Source organism: Streptomyces sp. NBC_01549 (genome assembly GCF_026339955.1).
In the GTDB taxonomy this organism is placed as follows: domain Bacteria; phylum Actinomycetota; class Actinomycetes; order Streptomycetales; family Streptomycetaceae; genus Streptomyces.
In genome coordinates this window covers 16954-39938 of the sequence record NZ_JAPEPW010000004.1, presented here as the reverse complement: position 1 = coordinate 39938, position 22985 = coordinate 16954, and the positions used below count along the sequence as shown (strand labels likewise).

General features: G+C 69.0%; 20 protein-coding genes and 3 pseudogenes. 10 read left to right on the top strand and 13 right to left on the bottom strand.

The features are described 5' to 3' along the window. The first annotated feature begins 1072 nt into the window (after nucleotides 1–1072). On the top strand, nucleotides 1073–1543 hold the full coding sequence (locus OG819_RS50655; protein ID WP_323139482.1) for a MarR family winged helix-turn-helix transcriptional regulator: 471 nt from the start codon (nucleotides 1073–1075) through the stop codon (nucleotides 1541–1543). Nucleotides 1544–1962: 419 nt separating this feature from the next. On the opposite strand, the pseudogene OG819_RS50650 reads toward OG819_RS50655, so the two are convergent. The 9 genes and pseudogenes from OG819_RS50650 to OG819_RS50610 all read right to left on the bottom strand — a co-directional run. Next, nucleotides 1963–2586, bottom strand: a pseudogene (locus OG819_RS50650) (IS3 family transposase); the annotation flags it as partial. Nucleotides 2587–2604: 18 nt separating this feature from the next. Further along, a pseudogene (locus OG819_RS50645) lies at nucleotides 2605–2970 on the bottom strand (family 1 glycosylhydrolase); the annotation flags it as partial. Nucleotides 2971–3025: 55 nt separating this feature from the next. Then, nucleotides 3026–3532, bottom strand: a complete 507-nt coding sequence (locus OG819_RS50640) for an MFS transporter (RefSeq protein WP_266656618.1) — start codon at nucleotides 3530–3532, stop codon at nucleotides 3026–3028. Next, nucleotides 3484–4311: an MFS transporter gene (locus OG819_RS50635; RefSeq protein WP_323139465.1), complete on the bottom strand. Its 828-nt coding sequence runs from the start codon at nucleotides 4309–4311 to the stop codon at nucleotides 3484–3486. Before OG819_RS50635 ends, OG819_RS50640 begins: the two co-directional genes overlap by 49 nt. 862 nt (nucleotides 4312–5173) lie before the next feature. Further along, entirely contained in the window at nucleotides 5174–5725 is a 552-nt protein-coding gene (locus OG819_RS50630; protein ID WP_266656614.1) for an RNA polymerase sigma factor, read from the bottom strand. Between the two features lie 371 nt (nucleotides 5726–6096). Next, nucleotides 6097–6231, bottom strand: coding sequence for a hypothetical protein (locus OG819_RS50625; RefSeq protein ID WP_266656612.1), 135 nt, complete (start codon nucleotides 6229–6231; stop codon nucleotides 6097–6099). Beyond that, complete coding sequence (locus tag OG819_RS50620) at nucleotides 6228–6467, bottom strand: DoxX family protein (RefSeq protein ID WP_266656610.1); 240 nt, start codon at nucleotides 6465–6467, stop codon at nucleotides 6228–6230. Before OG819_RS50620 ends, OG819_RS50625 begins: the two co-directional genes overlap by 4 nt. Before the next feature lie 127 nt (nucleotides 6468–6594). Further along, nucleotides 6595–7236, bottom strand: a complete 642-nt coding sequence (locus OG819_RS50615; RefSeq protein WP_266656608.1) for an NAD(P)-binding domain-containing protein — start codon at nucleotides 7234–7236, stop codon at nucleotides 6595–6597. Between the two features lie 156 nt (nucleotides 7237–7392). Further along, nucleotides 7393–7884 carry a MarR family transcriptional regulator gene (locus OG819_RS50610; RefSeq protein ID WP_266656606.1) on the bottom strand — a complete coding sequence of 164 codons (492 nt, stop codon included), beginning with the start codon at nucleotides 7882–7884 and terminating at the stop codon, nucleotides 7393–7395. 248 nt (nucleotides 7885–8132) lie between these two features. On the opposite strand from OG819_RS50610, the gene OG819_RS50605 reads away from it, so the two are divergent. After that, nucleotides 8133–8762 carry an NAD(P)-binding domain-containing protein gene (locus OG819_RS50605; protein WP_266656604.1) on the top strand — a complete coding sequence of 210 codons (630 nt, stop codon included), beginning with the start codon at nucleotides 8133–8135 and terminating at the stop codon, nucleotides 8760–8762. 346 nt (nucleotides 8763–9108) lie between these two features. Here OG819_RS50605 and OG819_RS50600 read toward each other — a convergent pair whose 3' ends face one another. Together OG819_RS50600 and OG819_RS50595 are read right to left on the bottom strand one after the other, a co-directional pair. Further along, nucleotides 9109–9582 carry an ATP-binding protein gene (locus OG819_RS50600; protein ID WP_266656602.1) on the bottom strand — a complete coding sequence of 158 codons (474 nt, stop codon included), beginning with the start codon at nucleotides 9580–9582 and terminating at the stop codon, nucleotides 9109–9111. 404 nt (nucleotides 9583–9986) lie between these two features. After that, nucleotides 9987–11027, bottom strand: coding sequence for a M28 family peptidase (locus OG819_RS50595; protein WP_266656600.1), 1041 nt, complete (start codon nucleotides 11025–11027; stop codon nucleotides 9987–9989). A gap of 777 nt (nucleotides 11028–11804) precedes the next feature. On the opposite strand from OG819_RS50595, the gene OG819_RS50590 reads away from it, so the two are divergent. The 8 genes and pseudogenes from OG819_RS50590 to OG819_RS50555 all read left to right on the top strand — a co-directional run bounded on the left by OG819_RS50590 (nucleotide 11805) and on the right by OG819_RS50555 (nucleotide 21802). Further along, a complete protein-coding gene (locus OG819_RS50590) occupies nucleotides 11805–12632 on the top strand; it encodes a transposase family protein (RefSeq protein ID WP_266656598.1) in 828 nt (275 codons plus the stop codon). 41 nt (nucleotides 12633–12673) lie between these two features. After that, a pseudogene (locus tag OG819_RS50585) lies at nucleotides 12674–12787 on the top strand (cyclase family protein); the annotation flags it as partial. 62 nt (nucleotides 12788–12849) lie between these two features. Then, entirely contained in the window at nucleotides 12850–14025 is a 1176-nt protein-coding gene (locus OG819_RS50580) for an alpha/beta hydrolase (RefSeq protein ID WP_266656596.1), read from the top strand. A gap of 201 nt (nucleotides 14026–14226) precedes the next feature. After that, nucleotides 14227–16215, top strand: a complete 1989-nt coding sequence (locus tag OG819_RS50575; protein ID WP_266656594.1) for an acetoacetate--CoA ligase — start codon at nucleotides 14227–14229, stop codon at nucleotides 16213–16215. A gap of 116 nt (nucleotides 16216–16331) precedes the next feature. Then, on the top strand, nucleotides 16332–17093 hold the full coding sequence (gene fabG, locus OG819_RS50570; protein WP_266656592.1) for a 3-oxoacyl-ACP reductase FabG: 762 nt from the start codon (nucleotides 16332–16334) through the stop codon (nucleotides 17091–17093). 344 nt (nucleotides 17094–17437) lie between these two features. Further along, nucleotides 17438–17851: a helix-turn-helix domain-containing protein gene (locus OG819_RS50565; RefSeq protein ID WP_266656590.1), complete on the top strand. Its 414-nt coding sequence runs from the start codon at nucleotides 17438–17440 to the stop codon at nucleotides 17849–17851. A gap of 342 nt (nucleotides 17852–18193) precedes the next feature. Then, nucleotides 18194–21070 (top strand): SpoIIE family protein phosphatase, encoded by a 2877-nt coding sequence (locus OG819_RS50560; RefSeq protein WP_266656588.1) that lies wholly within the window; start codon nucleotides 18194–18196, stop codon nucleotides 21068–21070. Between the two features lie 480 nt (nucleotides 21071–21550). Beyond that, nucleotides 21551–21802 (top strand): hypothetical protein, encoded by a 252-nt coding sequence (locus OG819_RS50555; RefSeq protein ID WP_266656586.1) that lies wholly within the window; start codon nucleotides 21551–21553, stop codon nucleotides 21800–21802. A 112-nt stretch (nucleotides 21803–21914) separates the two neighbouring features. On the opposite strand, the gene OG819_RS50550 is transcribed toward OG819_RS50555, so the two are convergent. Together OG819_RS50550 and OG819_RS50545 are read right to left on the bottom strand one after the other, a co-directional pair. After that, the gene (locus OG819_RS50550) at nucleotides 21915–22445 is read right to left on the bottom strand and encodes a hypothetical protein (RefSeq protein WP_266656584.1); all 531 of its coding nucleotides are present in this window, start codon (nucleotides 22443–22445) and stop codon (nucleotides 21915–21917) included. Nucleotides 22446–22475: 30 nt separating this feature from the next. Next, nucleotides 22476–22907, bottom strand: coding sequence for a hypothetical protein (locus OG819_RS50545; protein WP_266656582.1), 432 nt, complete (start codon nucleotides 22905–22907; stop codon nucleotides 22476–22478). Nucleotides 22908–22985 lie beyond the last annotated feature (78 nt).

The following is a 22985-nucleotide window of genomic DNA, read 5'->3' as shown; positions in this document are numbered from 1 at the left end:
ATCTGCCGCGCCCGGATCGACGAAACGTGGCCTCAGGCCGCGCGCCTGCTCCAACTCCCTGCCCACTACCAGATCCTGGCCCGCGCCCTGGCGCAAGCCTGATGCGACCCGGTCTTCTCCGAGAGGTTCAGCACCCGGGTCGAGGGAGGTCCCGGTGGGAAGTGGTGGCACCGCCCTCAGCCTCCTGACCGACGGGGTGGCCTTCGGCAGGTTCGGCGGCTCTGCACAGTCTCGCCCGATGTGCCGCTGCGATTCCCGGAACAGATGCTTGTGCCGCTTCTCCTGCGCGGCGGCCGCGCGCAGTGCGCGCGGTGTCTCGGCTGCATCGACGGCCACTGCGGTGAGACCTGGTCAGCCTGGCGCTTCGCTTCCTCCTGGTGGGAGGCGGCGGTGGGAGGCGGGCCGATCTCCCGAGGCGGTCAGATGAGCCGCTGCTCGACGAGGTTCCTGAGTACGCGCATGTTCGGTGCCTGGATCAGCCGGTCTCCCTCCTCGATCGATCCCAGCTCGATGGCTGCGAGACCCGAGTGGGGACGAAGGCCCCCCGCCTTCCCGGCTGACGGTGACCTCTGCGGCGAGGGTGCTGGCCGGAAGTGGGTTGAACGCCTTCACGATCTCCGCGCCGCTCAGCACTTCGGCGGCAAAGGACGTAAGAGGCGGCCCTTGGGCACCGCGTCGGCGTCGGGCACATCGTGATCCTTCGTGGTGTCGGCGACGACCTTCGCTCCAGGCCGGCAATACGTTGTCGAATTCCTCCACTGCAGCCATCAGAATCTCTTCTGACTGAAAAGCGTCCGGCAGCGTAACGACGTGCACCGTGTCACAGCCGGATCGGGGGGGCTGATCAGGCGGGCCGACGGCAGCAACAGCGGCTCTCGGCCGGGTTGTCGGCGGAGGTCTGTCGAAGCCGGGATGCGAAGGGAGGCGGGTATACAGTCCCGCCGGTCGACTTGCCCGCAGCGACGTCGAACGCGACGACAGGGAAAGTCCACGCCCTGAAGAATTGGTTTATGCGTTAACGAATGGAAAGAAATAACTAGTTTACATATCAACTGAGCGCTACACTACGCTCATGAGTGATACTCGGTGGTTGGATGATCGTGAGCAGCGGGCCTGGCGCGGCCTGATGGTGATGCAGGCCGGCCTGTCCCAGTACATCGAGCGGCAGCTGCGCACACAGTGCGGGCTTTCAAGCGCCGATTACCAGGTGCTGGCACACTTGTCAGAGGCGCCGGGCGGGCGACTGAGGGCATTTGCGCTCGGCGACGCCATGCGGTGGGAGAAGAGCCGGCTGTCCCAGCACCTAACCCGTATGGAAAAGCGCGGCCTGGTGAGCCGCGAACCCTGTCCGACGGACCAACGTGGTGCTGTCGCAGTCATCACTGAACAGGGTCGTGAGCTGATCGAGACGGCCGCACCGCTCCACGTCGCCGACGTGCGTAATGTGCTCATCGACCATCTCACCCCGGTGCAGTTGGAAATGCTGTGCGAAATCGGTGACCAGGTGCGGCAGCGACTGGCGGAGCTCGCGCCGGGCCAGTGAGGGACACTCATCCGGTATGCGGGACCGTCGGGTGACGCATTCCGGGACCGGGTCGGCTGTTCCTGCTCGCTCCGGTCAGCGGCTGGCAGTTCGACCTTGCCGCAGCCTGCGCGATCGGCTGTGCGGCTGACGGCGTCGTTGCCGTCGGACGTACGGCATGGGGTGGCCGTTTCCACTCGGCTGTCCGGCCGCTTCCCTGCGCGGCCGCTGGCGGGACCGTGGCCCTCACGCCACCCGCAGTCTCGCGGAGGCGTCCCGGAGTCTCCCCGAGGGCCGCGGCCGGCGACGACGGTGACCGAAGTCCCCTGATCCTCGAATCCTGCGCCGGGATTGACGCGCTCGCCGAAGGCGGCCACCCGCACGAGCAGGCGCCCCCATGGGGTCGACCACACAGGGGCGTCCAATGCTTCAACTCCCGCTCGCAGCAGTCGGGTTGTGAGCTTTACGGATGTGTATTGACAGCCGTGATCCGCATGGTGGATCAGCTTGCCCGGTTCGACTTCCCGGCTCGCGAGGGCGTACTCGAGGGTGGTCAGGACCAGGTCGGCGTCCGCGCGGGCGGAGGTCTCCCAGGCGACCACCCGGCGGGAGAACGCGTCCCGGATTGCCGAGAGCCACAAGGGCCCCTCGCTGGTGGTGATCATGGTGAGGTCGGTGACCCACAGCCGGTTCGGCGCGGGTGCGGTGAAGTCCCGCTCGACCAGGTCCGGGGCGAGTGTGGCCTTGGGATCGCGGCGTGTGAAGGCGCTTCGGCGTGGGCTGATGCCCGCGATCTCGGCCTCGCGCATCAGGCGCTCGACCCGTTTGCGGCCCACGTGGACGCCCTCGCGCTTGAGCACGGTGTGCACGCGCGGTGAGCCGTAGATCCCGCCCGAGTCGGCGTGGATCTCCTTGATCTGCTCGGTGAGTTCCACGTCGCGGCGTCGGCGTTCGCACGGCTCGCGCTCGGCACGACGCCAGCGGTAGTACGTCGAGGAGGCGATGGAGAGTTCCCGGAGTACGCACTCGACCCCCAGGTGCGGGTGCTCGTCAACGAGCGCCGTCACCTGGGCCGGGTCGGGTCGAGCGCTGAACCAGAGCGGGTTGCTGAAATGATGGAGTGTGACCATGGGGCGCAGGCCTCGCCGCAGAGCTCCCTCGATCATCCGCCGGTAGTGGTGCAGCGCGGCCAGCGAGAACGCTCCCTCGATGGGCTCGATCCGAGCCCACTCGATGCTGAAGCGGTAGTCGGTCAATCCGGCCTCAGCCATGAGGTCCATGTCCTCGCCCCAGCGGTGGTAGCTGTCGACGGCGTCCCCGCTCGGCTCCTGGCAGAAGGTGTCGGGCTTGTGCTCCAGATACCACCAGTCGCTGGCGACGTTGCCGCCCTCGGTCTGGTGGGCCGAGGTCGAGGCTCCCCACAGGAAGTCTTGGGGGAAGCGGGTCAAGGGAGATCTCCTCTGTTCGTGATGGCGATTGCTGTGTCCGGTAGCCCGAAGTGCGCTACCGGACCCGCTTGATCAGCAGGATCAGGACGGCTCCCACGGCGGCGGCCAGCCCTCCGCACAGGAACATGCCGGGGTACCCGAGGAGGGTGACGAGCAGCCCGGCGGCGCCGGGAGCGAGGATCTGAGGCAGAGCGTTGGCGGCGTTGAGGAACGCGAGGTCCTTCGCGCCCTCGCTGCCTCCGGGGAGCACCTCCACCATCAGCGCCTGGTCCACTGCGGTGTAGGTGCCGAACGCCACGCCGGCGGCGAGGAAGAACAGCAGGTAGGCCCAGGCCTCGGGGGCAGCCGCCGGGGCCAGCACGGCGAGAAGCACCAGGAGCGATGCGCCGGCCACGAACGGCTTGCGCCGCGACCACCGGTCCGACCACCGTCCGGTGGTCGCCGCGGCGACTGCGGCGGCGGCCACGAACACCAGGATCGCCGCTGACATGAGTCCGCCTGCTGCCTTGGTGGTCAAACCCAGGTAGTCGGTGACGAGATAGAGGTTGTACGCCAAGACCATCTGAAAGGAATGAACAAGAAGCGTCCGGCGAAGGCCAGCCAGAAGTCCTTGTCCGACGGCGGCCGCAGTGAGCGCAGAAGTTCTTGTGCGCTCACCGGCCGGCGAGGCCGGTCGAGCGATGAACGCCCGGGGACGAGCAGGACGACGAGGACGGCGCACAGCACGAAGATCCACGGCAGTACCGCCAGCCCGGCCGCGGGCATGGTCAGGAAGGCTGCGGCGGCGAACGTGCCCACGGACTGCCCGAGGAGATAACCAAGCCCGGCCGCGCCGGACGCCCTTCCGAGCTGGTTGGACGCGAGCCGGTCCGGCATGAGTGCGAACAGCGCCCCGACACTGGCGCTCTCGCCCATCTTGTACACGGCGAACAGGGTGATGATCCACAGCTTGCTGTCGGACGCGCCGATGAGCGCCATGGCGCAGGCGGCGAGTACCGCGCCGCACAGGATCCAGGGCTTTCGTCGCCCGAACCGGCTGCGGGTCCGGTCCGACAGGGCCCCAGTCGCGATCATGGCGGCACTGGCGCATACCCCTCCCGCGGTCGACATCGCGCCGAAGAAAGCGATCTTGTTCGCAGGATCGATCTTCTCGGCCAAGGCCTGAAGCAACGCGGCGGCCGCCGCACTCGGGGCGGCCCATCCCAGATGCCCGATGAGGAAGGCCGGCCCGTACTTGCCCAGGCGCGAGGCGGCGTCCCGCGCCGGTCCCGAAAGGCGCGGTTGGGGGAGGCCGGCCGGGGCTGGACCGGCACCGAGTTCTTCCGCCTGACTCCCGCTCACGGCGACTCCTCACTCGCAGGCAGGCATACCCGCATGGCCGGTTCCAGGCCATGCGGGTATCTCGAGGACGCAGAATAACAAAAACCCGGTATCACCGGGGTTTTGCGGGAGTGTGAATCTTTCCCGGGCCGGTCAGGGCCTCGCCGGCCCGGGCGCCGGCCGCGGCGGACCTCTGATCCCGCCTGTGCCGCCACTGCGGAATGCGTGCGGATGGCGTCCCGCCAGGTGGTGTAGCCGATCAAGGCGCCGGAATCCGCTGGTCGGGGACGGTGGCTCCGCCGGATCGGGAGTTCAACTCGCCTCAGGGCGCCTCGTGGACTACCGTCTCCGCGGAGATCGTCCGGGGTCTCGTACCGGAACGCGTAACGCTTGATTCCCTACACCACGACGCGGGACATGACCCCCCCGTGCGCCGCAACTGGCGGGAGGGCGTGAAGGTGTTCGCCTCCCGCGCGGTACGGGCGGCCGCGGAAGTCCGAGCGGGACAGGGGCTGGAGCCGGGATTGTCGACCAGGAGGAGCCTCTGATCCGACGTCAGCACCGCATGGGTTGAGACCCCATGGCCCCGTCCACGGCGTTGGTCGCCGGACTGCGCGGCCGCGGTGCCGCCTGCATGAGGCGGTTGAGCCGCTCGTCGTGGCTCAGGGGGCGATCAGGCGGAGAAGGGCCGGCAGAGCCTGACTGCGGCGGGGGCCGACGTTCGACACGCCGACCCGGGTGACCGTGGAGAAGGCTTATTGGCCGTCATTGCGCGGGCGGTCGCGCGCCACTGGGGTCCCCACCGGCGTCCGGACAACCCGGGCGCCGGGCCCTGGGGCACCGCTGAAGGGGGACTTGCGATCCCGGGGTCACCGGGGAGCCGTCACGGGGCCTCGGCCAGCCAGGACCTGATGGCCCTGCGCGCCTGATGCAGACGGGACTTGACAGTGCCCAGCGGAATTCCGAGCCGCTCCGCAACCTCCGCGTACTCCAGCTGGCAGAGATCGCGGTACACCACGGGATCCACAAGGTGGGGGTGTTCCCGCTCAAGGCGATCCAGTGCCTCCAGCAGATCAATGCGGGAACCGGCGATCACACTGGTCGTCCGGGGATCCACGTGCCGCAAATCCTCGATCGTCAGGGGCTCTTCGGTCCCGCGCCGCTTCAACTCGCGGTACTTCTGGCGTACGCAGTTGGCCACCACCGGGTGCAACCACGTGGTGAAGCGGCTGCGACCCTGAAACGAGGTGATGCTCCGTGTCACCTGAAGCAGCACCTCCTGTGCTGCTTCCTCCGCATCCTCGCGGCACGGAAGGAAACTGCCGCAACGGCGAACGACCTCCGGGCCGATCATGTGGAGCAGGGCTTCCAAATCACCCCTGTCACCAGCGGCGGCCCGCAGAGCGAGCCCCTCGATCTCCTCCGTGCGCCGCACAGGATGCCTCCCTCTGATGTCCTGGCCAGGCATACTAGCTGCAGTCATGTCACCGGCAGGACGGCCTTCGGTCAACCGGGAACAGCGGCTGGGTGAACGGACCGTACAACGCGGTCACCGGCACATCTGTACGTGCTTGAGTGCTGTGTGCCGAGCCCGTCGACCCGTTGCTGCTCGTCCATCCGGGGCTGTGGCGCAGCCGGACCTGCGGTCCACTTCCTCAGTGCGCGCCGGCCGACTCCGCCACGGTCGGCCGCCTTTGCGAGCCCATCGATGGACCGTGGACTGGCGTGAGCCTGCCGCGGGCGTGGGGACGAAGCAGCGCCCGGGTGGCTCGCGCCTGCGTTGCCACCCGGCGAACCCGAGGCCGGTCAGTTGGCCAGGGTGAGGGCGACCGCAGTGGCGATGGCGACCACCACCAGGGCGATGGGGGCCATCGAGCTGCCGCGGGTCTCCGGGTTCGCGTAGTCACCGTGCTTGGCGTGGAACCCGACCGCCCCGATCATGGTGGCGGCGAAACCAACGCTGCGGCGACGCCCAGCGGCCGCCAGAAGAGGCCCGCCACCAGTCCTCCGGCGGCAGCCACCTCGGCTACCCCGATGAAGCGGACCAGGGCGGGGCTCAGTCCCATGTGTGACTGCAGCTGGGCAGGCACGTCCCCCTTGAGTACCGTCTTCGGTACTCCGGCGGCGAGGGAGACGAGAGCCAGCAGCGCGCTGAGGCTGGCGGCAGCGATGTACATGCGGAAAGGAGTCCTTCCGATGCGGCTTCGGCCCGAACGGCCAGGCCTTTGGTCGATCATTCAATGAAACAAGGCATCTTGGAAAATACTGCATCCGGGTTGATGCGTCAACCAAATTCGTCTGCTGTCAGGGCCGCGTCGGGGTTGGGCACGTGAGGGCGGCTTCGCCGGTTGACCGTCGTCGCAGGCCTGAGGCCATCTCCTGCACGGCGGCCGCCTCGTGCCCCTGGTCCGCGGGCGGTGGCGTAGCGCATGCGGAGTGCCGGCGGTGAACGAGGCGGGGTTGCTCTTGCGCGCTGACTGGCAGCGGCGGGCGGCCTGCACGGTCAGTCGTGAAGCTCTGCGCATCGCATGGCCTCACGCCCAGCCGTCTCAGTTCTCCCGGATGGCGTGCAAGCCGGTCAGAGGCCCGTCGTCCACCTGCATGAGACGTCCCATGCGCAGCGGGCCGAGGTCGCTTGTCGGCGACGAATCTGGGGCTCAGGCTCGCCCACTGATTCGTGGCGTCGATGACGATCCGGCCGGGGCGGGGAGGCAGGCTGCGCACCGCCTCGCGGACGCTGGTCCAGTGGACGGCGAGGACGACGAAATCGGCCGCACCCGCTTCGGCCACGGTGCCGGCCGACGCGTGGGGGCCGAAGGCGTCCACGACCTCCGTGAGTGTTTCCGGGCCGCGTCTGTTGCTGAAGATCACTTCGTGACCGGCCTTCACGACGTGGCCGGCGATGGCACGGGACAGGGTCCCCGCACCGATCATTCCGAACTTCATGGCTGTGTTCCTTCGCTCAGCAGGCTCTTACGGAACGCCACTGCGGAGAGCCGGCAAGACAGTGCTTCCGATGTGGCGAGAGGTGTCGTGCGCGGAAGGAGTCGATCCCGGCTGTCGGCGCTCCGCCTTCGCTGGTCGAACCGCCGGCCGGGCCGCTCAGGCCGCCGGGGTGTCGTCGCCGCGGACGGGGGCCTCGTCGAGGTGGCCGAGGATGCGTTCATGAACGGCGACAAGGGTGTCGAGTTCGTCGGGGGTGAGGAGGTCGATGAAATGGCGGCGCACGTTGTGCACGTGCTGCGGCGCGGCCTCCTCGATGGTGCGGCGGCCGGGGGGCAGAAGGCGGATCATGGTGCTGCGGGCGTCGTCGGGGTTGGGTTCCCGGGTGATCAGCCCCCGCTTCTGCATGCGCCGCACCTGATGGGAAAGCCGACTCTTCTCCCAGAGCAGCAGGCGGCACAATTCCTGCGCGGGTATACGGCCTGAGGGGTGTTCCGACAGTATCGCGAGGATCTCGTAGTCGGCCTCGGTCAGGCCAGAAGCCTGAAGGAGATGCCGCTGCAGACGGACACCGAGTTGATGGTGCGTGTGCACGAAGGTCCGCCAGGCACGGTCCTCGCGGGGGTCGAGCCACTTCGGTTCCGTTGGCATGCTTCCAAGCCTAGCTCATAGGTTGAGTCATCAACCAATGAGCTATGGTTGAGCTGTCAACATGCGGGTGGGTGGCGCCTGCTCCCGGTGCTGGCCCCGACGACCACCGGGACGCCACCAGGGCGAAGTCCGTCGTGATCCGATTCGCAGAGGCGGCCGACCGTCACCGCCGCGACCGCGGCGCACCCTGGGCGCCTTCCACCGCCTCCCACATCCCACAGCTTCGGCTACGAAAGCAGGCACGCATCATGAGCAGCATCAGCATCATCGGTCTGGGAAACATGGCCCGTGCCCTCGGTGCCCGCGCAGTCGCTGGCGGCCACAGCGTTCAGATCATCGGCCGTGACGCGGCCAAGGCCGCCGCTCTGGCCGACGAATTCGGCGGTAACGCCACGGCCGGAACGCTCGCCGATCCCCTTGCCGGTGACATCGTCATCCTCGCGGTGCCCTACGGCAGCGCCGCGCCCGTCGTCAGTCAGTACGGAACCGCGTTGACCGGCAAGGTCGTCATCGACATCACCAACCCCTTCAATCTCACTACCTTCACCGACCTTGTCACCCCTGACGACAGCTCGGCGGCTCAGGAGATCGCCAAGGCTGCCGCCCCGGGCGCGCATGTGGTAAAGGCGTTCAACACGCTCTTCTCCGGTGTCCTGGCCACCGGAGAAGTCGCGAATCGACCGCTCGACGTCTTCATCGCCGGCGACGACGCCGACGCCAAGGCGTCCGTGGCGGCGTTCATCGAGAGCCTTGGCCTGCGCCCGCTGGACGCCGGCGACCTGAAGATGGCGCACTGGCTGGAGGGCGCCGGCCTGCTGATCCTCGGGCAGGCCGCCGCGGCCAAGGACTTCTCCCTCAGCATCAAGATCCTCGGCTGAGGGCCAGTCGACACGCCGCTCTCTCGGACAAGATCACCCGAGAGGACAGGGGCTGTCGAGAACAGCACGACCAGTTTCACCGATCTCGTCAGGGTCGTCGCCGCCCTGAGGTTCTCGGGTTCCGAGGCCGTTGTCCTACTGACAATGGCCTCTGCCCGTCGCCACCTGGTCAGCATGAGGTGGCGAGGCATCTCCGCGTGTGCCGTCGCGCCACGGCCCGGCAGACGCGGCCCGACGGCCCACGAGGGGCGAGTGCATGGATCGGCGGGAGACCCGCCACAGCTCCGGCGGCAACGGTCCTCGGCCGGGCCGGTCGCCGACTTGGCCATCGGGACTCTTGACGCGATCAGTCGGCGTTACGGGCGGGGATGCGCAGTACGGCCCAGACCGCTTTACCCGTTGCAACGGTGCGTATGCCCCACCGGTGGGCGAGTTCGGAGACCACGAGCAAGCCGCGGCCGTGGACTTCGTCGGGTCGCGCGTGGATGACGCGCGGGAGTTCTCCGCTGTCGTCGGAGACGACGCAGCGCAGTGTGGTGTTACCGACCGCCAGGCGGAACCGGGACCCGGAGCAGGGGGCGTGCACGACGGCATTGGTGACGAGTTCGCTGACGATCAGCTGGGTGGTAAACACAAACTTGCTCAGGCCCCACTCGGTCAGGACCGCGGCTGTGAGGTCGCGGGCATGACCGACGATCGCCGGGTCGGCCGGCAGCCAGGCGGCTACCTTGGGGCGACTGACAGGGATGAGCGAGAAGCAACGAGTTTCCATAACGCCTTCCGAAGTCTCATACCGACCGCTCGGATTGACGGGACCCATGCCGTGAGAATATGCATTTCTACTCCGCCTGACGGTGTGTCGACTATTGGTGACCTTAAAAGCATTGTCCCGCAACTGGAACCGAGTTGAGGAGAAACTGAGGTTGTGGCCCAGCGCAGGAGCGTTCAGGGTATGGAAGGGCGGTGGCTGCATCCCTTTTGGACCCCGCCTTCGGCCGATGGCGTCCCATGCTGGGTGAGTAAAATGACGGCGCTCTCATGTCCGTCGGCACCATCGCGATGTGACCGAGGCCTTGTCGATATCGCCGGACGCGAGGTAAGGAAAGGGCAGGTCGCCCTCGTGACTTTCACGAGGGCATTTCGGTGTCATGGAGTGTGCCGCTGCGCCGCGGACTCGCTGAAGTCCGGCTCGGTTGCAGTGGAGTCCGTGTGAGCCGGCAAGCGTCAACGGGTGCAGGGCCAGTGCAGCGCGGTGACCGCCGTGGCCAGGGTGACCGCTGCCAGGCGTGGGTAGTCCAGCGTCTCAGGCGTGTCGGTGGGCCGATGGTAGTGCGCGTTGCGGAAGTTCGCGGTTCCGGTGAGCATCAGTGCGGGGATACGGCGGTTCCAGAAGGATGCGTGGTCGCTGCGTCCTAGATGGTTCACCGGCGGTACCGCCAGGCCGATGAGCACGCCCAGCGGTCCGTCCGGGCGCGGATCGCGCAGCGTGATGCCCGGCAGAGCCGGAGTGGCCTCCGCAGCGGCCCGCCGCCACAACTCGGCTGCCGCGTCCGAGGACCGGCGGTGCACCACGAGGGTGAAGTCGCCCCGGTACTCCATGGCGCGGACGGCGGTGGCCGCGTCACGGAAGGCCAGCGCGAATCCCGGGGGAAGCCGCTGGCTGCCGGGCTCGGCCGAGAAAACGCCGACGGACTCGAGACACATCATGCCCGCGATGCGCCGAGCCTTGCTCAGCTCCTTGGCCGCGACCCGGGATCCGATCAGGCCGAGCTCCTCCATGTCGAACAAAGCCAGCGTGACTGCCGGAGGGGTGGACAACCGTCCCAGCAGTCGCGCGACTTCGAGGACCACAGCCACTCCGGAGGCGTTGTCGTCGGCGCCCGGACTGCCGTCAACGGTGTCCAGATGCGCCCCGATCACCACCGTCGGGCGCTCCACGGGCGCGGATCCGGGCAGATCGGCGATGAGATTGGCACCCCTCAGCCTAGGGTGCAGACGGAGCTTGAGTGGGAGAGCCCGGTTGCCGTGCCGGTCGGTGGAGCCGAGCCGCCACCGTACGTCGAACGGCCGCCGATCGACCTTCCAGCCGGCCGCGCGCAGCTCGTCCTCCACGTAGGCCTCCGCGCGCCGCAGCGCCTCAGGCGCCCGCCGGCGGCTGCGCGGTTCCCCGGCGAGGATCTGCACGTGGCGCCTCAAGCGCTCCGCGTCCACCTGCTGCCCCAGAGTCCGCATCAATGTCGCGACGCTCGCGTTGCTTTCCGTCATCGTGCTCCATACCAGAGGTGCGCGGGAAGGTTTACCGACCGGTGTGCATCCTGGCGGACCGGACTCGCGGTACCGGAACGCCGTATGCGCCGGTGGAAGCCGGAAGGCCGCCTCTTCCTCAGCCCGTGCTGGGGCTGAGCCCGTCTGCCCCTCCTGGCCGGCGGGGTGCGCGAAGATCGCACGGGCATCGTGCGGGTGACGCTGACGAAAGTGGACTCTCGTCTCGGCCGGGGCCGAACCGGATGACCGCCCCTGTCGGAAGAGGGGCGGACGCCGTCGCGCGGTGCTCCGCTCGAGTTCCGGTCCGGTACGGCCGAAAGGCGCGGTCTCGATTGTCTCATCGGCGGCTTCGAGAGTACTGGAGACGTGAATCTTTCATCCATGTTCCGGTAGTAAAGCGCTGGTCGGCACGAAGGATATCCTTGGGTCATTCTCGTGTCGACTTCATCCAAGTGGAGTCGGCCGTGAGACATTTTGTAGCCATCGTTGGGCCGGTCCATGCGGATGACGTCCTCATAGCAGGGAAGAATCCGATTGGCAGTACCGCTCATATTGCGCGTTCAAGGGTATCTATATTCTTCTGGAGGTCGGGTGACGTGACTGCGGCGTGCCACAGCGGTAGCGGGAGGAAGCATTGAAGTCTTCTCAGCAACGTGACGGTTGCGGTGTGTGACGCTGCCGGACGGCGCGGGATGGTGACTCGGCGTCAGACATGAGTGAAGCCCCTGGTGGGAACGGGTCTGCGAAGATCACGTTCCGCACAACCAGAGGCTCCACGTGGCGTCCAGTATCACCTACACCGCCGTGCTCGATGTCCGCAGGGCGACCGCCGAGCATCTCGCGAAGCTGCTGCGCGGGCACCGCGAACAGCTCGGGACCCGCAAGGGCACTCGCGCGCTGGGCGTCTTCCGGCAGGCGGTGCTCGTGCTGCGCTGGTTCGTCGACGGTACCCGGCTGGTCCAACTCGCCCGGGACAACGGCATCTCGGTACCGACCGCCTACCGCTACCTGCACGAAGGGCTGACGGTGCTCGCCGACCACGCTCCCGATCTGTCCACCGCGCTGGAGAGGGCGGCGGCAGCCGGGTACACCCACCTCAACCTGGACGGCACGGTCATACGCACCGACCGAGTGGCCGCCGCCGGCCCCAACGGCGCGGACCTGTGGTGGTCGGGCAAGCACAAGCACCACGGAGGAAACGTGCAGGTCATCGCCGCCCCGGACGGCTGGCCCATCTGGGTCTCCCCGGTCCGCCCGGGCCGCGAGCACGACACCACCTGCGCACGGGCCCACGGACTGGTCGACACCCTGAACCGGCTCGCCGCCACTCTGGGCGTCCCCACCCTGACCGACCTCGGCTACGAGAACGCCGGGCCCGGCTTCCGCCACCCGGTCAAGAAGCCCAAGGGCGGTGAACTCGCCGAACCCGACCAGGCGTTCAACGCCGTAATCCGAGGCGTCCACGCTGTCGCCGAACGTGCCAACGCCCTGCTGAAGGTCACTTTCAAGGCCCTGCGCAGGGTCAGCCTCGACCCTGCGGCCATCACCCGCATCGCCCGAGCCGCCCTCGTCTTGCTCCAGCTCGAGCACGGCCGCACCGCCTGAACGAAGATCACAAAACGTCACGAGGCGTTACCGAGAAGAGTTCACTGGCAGCGGACTGCGCCGAGGACGGCGTCTACGAGTTCATGTTCGTCGCGGACCCGCTCCCGCTGACCGGCGCCTCCGGCGCCCCCGTCAGCGCCCTGGCGATCAAGTAGCACCACCCGCCGGCATCACAGAGCCATGAGCGCCACAGAGCAATGAAAGGGCTGGGCCCAGCATGTTCGAACCCTTCCCGGACAAGTACGTCTGGAACCTCTCCGTCGGGATCGCCTTGGCTGTCGGCGGCCAGATCGGGGAGGTCGACGTGGCCTGCCGCCCCCTGCGCGCACTCCCCGAGGGCAACGAGGACGAAGCCACCCAGGCCTTCTTCCGCTCCTGGTGCGCCGTGGCCGACAACCTCGTCGAGCTCGCTCAGGAGGACGAGAAGCACCGGCGCCGGCGCAGCGCCGGCCAGAAGTACCACCGGGCCGCTGTCTATTACCAGACGGCCGAGCGCATGCAGGCCCACGGATACGAGCCCCGCAAAGCCGTCTACCGCAAGACGCTGGACTGCTTCGCCCGGTACCTCGAGCTCACCGACCAGCCCGCCGAACGGGTCGAGATCCCCTACGGCGACTCAAGCCTCCCCGGCATCCTCACCCTGCCGGAGGGTGCCGGGGACGGGACCGGGCCGGTCCCGTGCGTCCTCTTCTTCAATGGCCTCGACAGCACCAAGGAGCAGATCTACGGCACCGGGACGCCCGACGAGCTGCGCCGCCGCGGTATCGCCACCCTCGTCGTGGACACCCCCGGAGCCGGCGAGGCACTCCGGCTGCGGGGTCTCACCGCCACCCCCGACACCGAGCGGTGGGCGGCGGCCTGCATCGACTACCTCGGCACCCGGCCCGAGGTCGACGAGGACATGGTCGGCATGCTGGCCTGGTCGCTCGGCGGTTACTACGGCCCCCGCGCCACCGCGTTCGAACCGCGCATCCGCTTCGGCGTCGCCTGGGGCTCCAACTACGACTGGGGCGAGGTGCAGCTGCGGCGCCTCAAGAACGAGGGAGCCCGGCCGGTGCCGCACTACTGGGAGCACGTCCAGTGGGTCTGGGGGTGCCGGGACCTGGACGAGTTCCTCGGCCTCGCGCCCAGGATCACGCTGCGCGGCGTCGCCGGCCGGATCGCCGTGCCGTTCCTCGTGGTCCACGGTTCCAACGACCGGCAGATCCCGGTCCACTACGCACACGACCTCTACAACGACCTGGTCAACAGCCCGAAGCGCGAGTTGAAGATCTTCACCGAGCGTGAAGGCGGCGTCGAGCACTGCAGCGTCGACAACCTGCCCGTCGTCCGCGACTACATCTGCGACTGGATCGGGGAGACCGTGGCGGAACTCGCCGCGACCCGATCCTGACCGGCGGGGAGAACCCCTCCGCGCCAGGCCGGCGGGCGAGGCCCCCAGCCACAGGGCCTCGCCCGCCGGCCTTCGCCAGCAAGGACCGGACCCTCACACCCGCCAACCCGACGCCTTCGCCCGTACAGGGGAAGGACCCGCGAGACCACCCTCCACCGCCCACTGACGTGCGGGCGCGCCCGAACCGGAGCCAGTACCCCCATGAGCACCGAACGACCCGCCCCCTTGTGGACGCCTGATCCTGCCCGCGCCGCCGCATCCCGTCTCAGTGCCTTTCAGCACTTCGCCGTCGAGCACCACGGCGCGCCCCGGACCGCCGACCTGCCGCCGCACGCCGCATACACCAGCTTCCACCGCTGGTCCGTGGACCACGTGGAGGACTTCTGGCGAGCCGTCACCGAGTGGTTCGACGTACGCTTCACCGCCCCGCCGACCGCGATACTCGGCAGCACCGCCATGCCCGGCGCGCGGTGGTTTCCCGGGGCCGCCCTCAACTACGCCGAGCACGTGCTGCGCCATGGAGAGGGCCCGGGCACCGCCGACACCCCCGCCATCCTCCACGTCGACGAGCGCTCCCCCGAGCCCAGCATCACCACCTGGTCCGAGCTGCGCCGACAGGTCGGCTCGCTCGCGGCCGAGCTGCGCGCCCTGGGGGTGAGCCCGGGCGACCGGGTCGCCGCGTATGTGCCCAACATCCCGCAGGCGGTCGTGGCGCTGCTGGCGACCGCCGCGGTCGGCGCCGTATGGACCAGCTGCGCCCCCGACTTCGGCGCGCGCAGTGTCCTGGACCGGTTCCAGCAGACCGAGCCGGTTTTGCTGTTCGCTGTCGACGGCTACCGCTACCGCGGCAAAGAGCACGACCGCCGCGCCGTCGTCGCCGAACTGCGGGCGGAACTTCCCTCGCTGCGCCAGGTGGTGCACATCCCGGTGCTCGGCACCCGCGCACCCGAAGGCGCCCTGGAATGGGAGGCGCTCACGGCCGCACACGCCACGCCGGTTTTCGAGCAACTGCCCTTCGACCACCCGTTGTGGGTGCTCTACTCCTCCGGCACCACCGGCCTGCCCAAGGCCATCGTGCACAGCCACGGCGGCATCACCGTCGAGCACCTCAAACAGGCGGGCCTCCACCTCGACCTCGGCCCCGGTGACCGGTTCTTCTGGTACACCTCCACCGGCTGGATGATGTGGAACTACCTGCTGTCCGGTCTGCTGGTGGGTGCGAGCATCGTCACCTACGACGGCGGGCCCGGCTACCCGGCCCCCGACGCGCAGTGGCGCGTCGCCGCCGCCACCGGCGCCACCGTCTTCGGCACCTCCGCCGCGTACGTCATGGCCTGCGGAAAGGCCGGGGTCCACCCGGGCCGCGACCTCGACCTGCACCGGCTGCGGGCCATCGGCACCACCGGCTCCCCGCTGCCGCCGGACGGCTTCCGGTGGATCTACGACGAGATCAGCCAGGACATCTGGCTCGCCTCCGTCAGCGGCGGCACCGACGTCTGCGGCTCCTTCGTCGGCGGCGTGCCGACGCTGCCGGTGTACCTGGGCGAGATCCAGGCACCGTACCTGGGCGTCGCCGCCGAGTCGTGGAGCCCGGGCGGCGAGCCGCTGGTGGACGAGGTCGGCGAACTGGTCGTCACCAAGCCGATGCCGTCCATGCCGGTCCATTTCTGGAACGACTCGGACGGCCACCGCTACCACGACAGCTACTTCGACATGTTCCCCGGCGTCTGGCGCCACGGGGACTGGGTCACCTGCACCGCCCGCGGCACCTTCGTCATCCACGGCCGTTCCGACTCCACCCTCAACCGGCAGGGTGTGCGCATGGGCTCCTCGGACATCTACGAGGTGGTGGAGCGCCTGCCGCAGATCAGGGAGTCCCTCGTCATCGGCCTGGAACAGCCGGACGGCGGCTACTGGATGCCGCTGTTCGTCGTCCTCGCGGAGGGCGTGACACTCGACGACGATCTGCGCGCCGCCGTCGAGACAGCACTGCGCACCGAGTTGTCGCCGCGCCATGTCCCCGACGAGATCATCGCCGTACCCGCGGTTCCGCACACTCTCACCGGCAAGCGCGTCGAGGTGCCGGTGAAAAGGATCCTGGCCGGCGCCTCCCTGGCCCAGACGGTCAACCCCGGCTCACTCGACAACCCCGAGGCGCTGCGCGTCTTCGAGCGGTACCGCCGCGCGTAGGCGGCTTCGTCCGCCTGGGAGGATGCCGGTGCGGCCGTTCTCGGAGAGCCACCCGGCCCCGGCCGAACCGATTTTGCCCACCACTACGCAGCATCAGAAATGAACGGAGCAGTTCCATGACCCAGCCCCGCACCCGCGTCGCCGTCGTGACCGGCGCGGCCCGCGGCATCGGCGCCGCCATCGCCGAGCGCCTTGCCGCCGATGGTTTCGCCGTCGCCGTCCTCGACCTGGACGAGAGCACCTGCAAGCCGGTCGTCGAGCGTATCGAGGCAGCGGGAGGCACGGCCCTGGCGATCGGTGCGGACGTCTGCGACGAACAGGCCGTCGCAGCGGCGGTCGCCCGCGTCGCCGAGAACCTGGGCACCCCCGCCGTGCTGGTGAACAACGCCGGCGTGCTGCGCGACAACCTGCTGTTCAAGATGAGCGCCGCCGACTGGGACACGGTGATGGATGTGCACCTGCGCGGCTCCTTCCTGATGAGCCGCGCCGCGCAGGTGTACATGGCGGAGGCGGGCTGGGGCCGGATCATCAACCTCTCCAGCGAGTCCGCGCTAGGCAACCGTGGCCAGGCCAACTACGCGGCGGCCAAGGCCGGACTGCAGGGGTTCACCAAGACCCTCGCGATCGAACTCGGCAGGTTCGGCGTCACCGTCAACGCCGTCGCCCCCGGGTTCATCGCCACCGACATGACCGCCGCGACCGCGCAGCGGATCGGCATGAGTTTCGACGCCTTCAAGGAGATGGTCGCCGAGCAGAGTCCCGCGCAGCGGATCGGCGAGCCGGCCGACGTGGCGGCAGCGGTGTCCTTCTTCGCCCGGGAGGACGCGTCGTTCGTCAACGGCCAGGTGCTTTATGTAGCCGGCGGCCCCAAGGGCTGAGGGCCACCAGCAATTTGGTTTAGGCATTAACTAGCGGTACGGTCAGTTAACCCATCAACCGCCTCTCGGGGGACCCGAAGACTCAAGGCGCTTCGGTCACCGTCGTCGTCGGCCGCGGCGGCTCCTGCGTCCCAGGCGCCCCGCGCGAAGGCCACGAGCCCGTGCGGAAACCACGTGGCAGCGGTCAGGAACAGGCAAGCGCCGGCTCCGGCTCTTTTCAGGACTCGTACCGGCACTACGGCAAGGACGCCACAGTGCCGGTACGGACGCTCAGGACAGTCCGTCAGAGATCCCCGGTACTTGCACGCGAAAGCGATGTACTGCTGAACCCGGAAAGCGATCAGATGTTGCCGGAAGCCGCGTCGGCGATGCCGAAGCGGACGACATCGCCCCCTCCGGCCGCCGCCTCGCGTTACAAGCGAGGCGGCGGGCTGACCCGGGAAGAGCGGCGGTCCCGCCAGCGGCTCCGTATGGAAGCGGCCGAGTGGTTCGACCGAGGCGAGAAGAGCTCGGTGATCGCCAAGGAGTTCGGCGTCCACGTACGGTCCGTGGAGAAGTGGCGACGGGACTGGCGGGACGGGGGAGCCGAGGCGCTGCGTTCCCAAGGGAACGGAGCAGCGACGCGCCTGAGTGATGCCGAGGTGGCCGCCCTGGAGACGGTCCTGGCCGACGGCCCGATGCCGCACGGCTGGCCGGACCAGAAGTGGACCCTGTCCCGGATAGCAGCCGTGATCGAGCACATGTTCCAGGTGACCTAACGATCCAGGGCGTACGCAAGCTCCTCCTCCGCCATGGATACTCCCGCCATCCCGGCGGCTGGCAATCGGCTGGGCCGCACCTTGAGGCCGTCACCGGATGGGTCAAGGGCACCTGCTCCCGGCACCCACGGCGGCAGCGGCCGGAGCGCACCGAGGGCCGGGACCCGAGCGGGACGGTCGCGTCTGCTCAGGAGCGGACGGCAGCCGTGCGTGCCCTGGTGGGTCACCCTGAGCGGTCAGCCGGGTACGGCGCGGGGTTCGGCAGCACATCCCCCGACCGTTGGCCCATCCGGGGGATATCTTGGTCCTGTGGGTCGCCTGACCATCTGCGGTAGGTGAACGATGAGCCTGGACGAAGGAAGGTCCATCGGCGCTGCGCCGGTGGACGCCGTGGACACCGAACCGCCGACAGCGAAGCGCCCTGGCGCTCCGGCGGTCGGCACAGACGGTCCGGGCGGGCATGAGCTGCTGCGGCTCGGCCTGGAGCAGGCGATGGCGGTGCTCGGCGGGCTGGGCTGCATGGTGCATCTGGGCGTCCTGGGGAGCAGCGGTCTCTACCTGGTGGCGGACACCGGGCTGCCCAGCGCACTGGTCCGGGCGTGGGGAGAGGTGGGCCGCGAGGAGCAGGTCCCGCCCGCCCGCGCGGTGCGGGAGCGCACTGCGGTGTGGATGCCTGCCGATGCACCGGGGAAGGCGGGAGCCGTGCCGGGGCGCCCCTCCTCCGGGGCTGGAATACTGTCGGTCCCGCTGACCGCTTCCGGGGGTCCGCAGGGCGCGGTGTCTGTTGTCACCTCGGCGCCGGGCGAACCGGGTGCCGAGGCTCAGCGCCTGCTCGGAGCCGTGGCCGAGTGGGCCGCCGACTGGCTGCGGCGGTCCACGGCGCTTCCGGGCGCGGCTGACACCGGGTGGTACGGCTCCGGTGAGCAGATGACCGGCCGGGAGGTGATGGTCTCCTGGGGCTGGGACTTCGCCGGCGGCGCGGTAGTGGGGGACCGGTCCGCGCTCGGGATCCTCGGCCTCGATCATGGCACCTTCGACGGGCGGATCGGCACCTGGCGGCACCTGGTCCACCCGCAGGACCTGCCGCCGCTGCTGGCCCGTATGGACGAGGCGATCCGTGCCCGCTCGGCGTACAGCCTGGAGTACCGGCAGCGGCAGCCGGACGGGAGCTACCGCCGGCTCGAGGCCCGCGGCGACGCACTGCTCCACGCGGACGGCACATCGGTCCGGCTGATCGGCACGCTGAGGGACATCACGGGCAGTGGCCTCGACCTGCCCTCGGTCGGCCGTGCCCTGCTGGACATGAGCGACGGATTCCTGGCCGTCGACCGAAGGTGGCGGATCGTCTTCGCCAACCCGGAGGCCGAGCGTCTGCTCGATCCGTCGGGCCACTTGCTCGGCCGCTTGCTGTGGGAAGCGGTCCCGGACCTGCGCGAGCCCGGCGTGGAGAACGCCTGCCGACAGGCAGCCGATGACGGCAGACCGGCCGGCTTCGATCTGCGGCGGTCCACCGACGGGCGGTGGCTGCACGTGCGGCTGGTTGCCGTGCCCGAAGGCCTGACCCTCTCCTTCACCGATATCACCCGCGTCCGACGCCTGCAGGACCAGCAGGACGCGGAGCGCACCGCCCGGATCGCGGAGTTGACCCGCGCCCTTGCGTCGGCGGTCACCGGGCGGGATGTCGTCGATGTTGTCGGCGCATTCATGCTGCCGCTGTTCGGCGCGGACGGAGTCGGCGTCTGGGTTCAGGAAAGGGGGCGCATCTTCGCGGTGGGCACGTTCGGGTACCCGGCGGAGTTCGTCAAGCGGATCGAGGGAATCCGTATCGAGGACACCCCACCGGTCGCCCAGGCCTTGATCGACTGCGTCCCCAATTTCATCCCCTCGCCGGAGGAGTTCATCCGCCGCTATCCCGGTATGGCCGACATCTCGGACGCTGACGGCAAGAAGGCGTGGGCGATGCTGCCCTTGGTCGCCTCCGGGCACTCCGTCGGATGCTGCACCCTCGCCTACGAGCGGCCTCATGCCTTCACCCACGAGGAACGCACCCTGTTGACCGCGCTGAGCGGACTCGTGGCCCAGGCTTTGGAACGGGCCCGGCTGTACGATGCCGAGCACGGCCGGGCCCAGGAACTGCAGCGCGGCCTGCTGCCCCGCACACTGCCCTCACTGCCCGCCGTCACCGCGGCCGCCCGCTACCTGCCCGCCGGCGAGGGCATGGAGGTCGGCGGCGACTGGTACGACGTCATCCCGCTCTCTGCGGACCGCGTCGCTCTGGTCATCGGGGATGTGATGGGCCACGGCCTGTCCGAGGCCGTCACCATGGGCCGTCTGCGGACCGCTGTCCGCACGCTCGCCGACCTCGAACTGCCACCGGACGAGATGTTCATCCATCTCAACGACATGGTCAACGGCCTCGGCGACGATTTCTACGCTACCTGCCTCTACGCCGTGTACGACCCGACCAGCCGACTCTGCTCCCTCACCACGGCCGGCCACCCGCCACCGGCGGTTGTCCATCCGGACGGCACCGCACGCTTCCCCGACCTCCCGCTCAACCCCCCACTCGGCGCCGCGGACCCTCCCTTCGACACGGCTGTGATCGAACTTCCCGAAGACAGCCTGCTGGTTCTCTACACCGACGGCCTGGTCGAGTCTCCTGACCGCGCTCTCGACCGGGGCATGGCCCACCTTGCCCAAAACCTCTGCACCGCGCAGCGAAGCGGCACCGCCGACCCCAAAAGCCTGTGCGACTGTCTCATCGCCGCCTTGCTGCCCGATCCGCAGCGCGCCCTCGACGACACCGCGGTACTGGTCGCCCGCACCCATGCGTCGGCCCCTGCGGACTTGGCCTGCTGGCCGCTCCCGACAGACCCCAAAGCCGCGGGCCAGGCCCGCCACCGCATACGCGACCAGCTCGACGCCTGGGATCTGCAAGAGCTGGCGATGCCGACCGAACTCATCGTCAGCGAGCTCGTTGGCAATGTCGTGCGTTATGCCAAGGGGCCGGTCATGCTGCGTCTGCTGCGCAGTCGGACGCTGATCTGCGAGCTCGCCGACGGCAGCGCCAGCATGCCTCGTATCCGCCGGGCCGCGGACATGGACGAGGGAGGACGGGGACTCCAGTTGATCGCCGCGCTCACCGACCGCTGGGGAGCCCGCTACACCCCCTCCGGTAAGTGCATCTGGACCGAGCAGTCCCTGCCCACCGCTCAGTAGCGCCGCCCGACGGCGACCGACGGTCCGTCGGTACCGGATCTCCCGCGGACGCCGGTGGCCGGGCAACGGCACGGGACACATCACGGACTTACACGATCTTTCAGACACGCTCGTGACCGGGGAAGCGACAGTCACTCGTCGAGGAGGTCAGCCCGAGCGACGGCAGGGAGAGGACTCAGCGGCCATTGGTCGAGAACTTGAAGGGGATCGCCTGACCGCGGGCCTGTTGGGGTATTTCCTGGGGGGCGGAAGGGCAGGCTGTGTCCGGGATGGTGGGCTGGTGGCGGCCGGAGCGGTTGGGTTGGGGATGTGCTCCGGGGTGTGGGGGCGAACGCTGTGTCGTCGCTGGTCCGCTTCGCTGTGGCTCGTGGGGTGGCCGGGGCGTTGACGGAAAGGGTGGTTGGTGGTGGGTGGGATGGTCAGGAATGACGCTGAGGGGGTGGCCCGGGTGGGGGCGGCTCTGGGTGAGTTGGGTGAGCGGTGGGGGAGTTGGCGGACCGGCTCGGGGCGCGGACGCGGGAGTTGGGCGACGGGGATGTTTTCGGTGATGGTGAGGAGGGCCGGCAGTTGAGGGAGAGTTTTCTGCCGGCTCAGCAGGGGCTGGTGGAGGCAGTACAGGGTCTGGGTCCGCTGGGGGCGGGTTCGGCGGACGCGGCGCATGGCACGGCGGGTGTGTTCCAGCGGGTGGATGAGACGACCGGGAAGATCGCCGCCGATCTCAGGGACAGCTGAGCGTGGACACCATCGAGTTGCCGGGGGCGTTGGCCTGGCTGGCGCCGGTCGTGATCGGTGACCGGTGGCCGAAGGTCAAGGAGGGGCTCCTGTGGGAGCTGGGGCAGCTGGATCAGGAGGCGGCCCGGCTGCTGGGTGAGATTCTTGAGGCGTTGCGGCGTGTGATTCCCGGTGCGGCTGCCAGTGCGACCGGTCCGGCTGGTGAGGCGATGACGGATCTGCTGGACCGGTTGTCGTCCGTGATACCGGATCTGGTGGAGACGGCGACCGCGTTGGGGGATTCGGCGAAGTCGACCGCGGCGGAGATCCAGTACGGCAAGTTGATGATCATCGCGGTGATGATCTGGCTGGCGGCTGAGCTGGCGGCGTTGCTGCCGTGGTCGTGGGTGCCGGGTGTTTCGGCGTTGATCGAGGCGGTGGAGGCCGCGGCGGCGGTGGTGGCCAGGACGCTGCTGGGCCGGATTTTGCGTTCGGTGGCCGCGCGTGCGTCGTTCTCGCGTGCGTTGCAGGCGGCGGGTGCGGCTTCCGCGAGCCGGATCGCGCAGTTGCTGGAGCGGCTGGGTGTGGGCAAGGGTGTGGCGCGTTCGGCGGGTGAGCTGGGCGGCAGGATGGTCAACGGCGCGCTGGCGGGTACGGCTTTCAACGTGGGTCTGGACGTGGGGATCCAGGCCGGTCAGATGGCGGCGGGGACGCGGCGGTCGTGGAACACGCAGAGCACGGCGTTCGGCGCGTTGACGGGTGTGGCCGGTGGCATGCTGGGCGCGGGTCTGATCCATGGGGTGCAGTCCGCGGTGGGCAGGCTGGGGGAGAAGTTCGGGGCGCGCAGGGCTGACGCGGAGGGCCTCAAGGGCGAGGAGCGGGTCATCCGTGTGGCCGAGGTCCGGGCGGAGATGACGAGCTGGGTGACGCCGCCGGCGGTGACGCGGCCGGCGTGGAAGGCGGAGAACTTCACGGAGTGGAAGAGTGCCGCGGGGCTGAGGTCGTTGCCGGCCAGGGCCGCGGTGGGCGGGGCGGCGGGGCTGGGTGCCACGGTCCTGGGCAATGTCGTGTCGGGGTATGGCAGCAGTCTGCCGTTCGGGTTCATCTCCGGTGCCGTCGGTGTCATGGCGGAACGGCCCCACATCCACGTTCCCCACATCGACATCCCCCATGGTGAGGGCGGTGGCGGGTTTACGGACCAGGA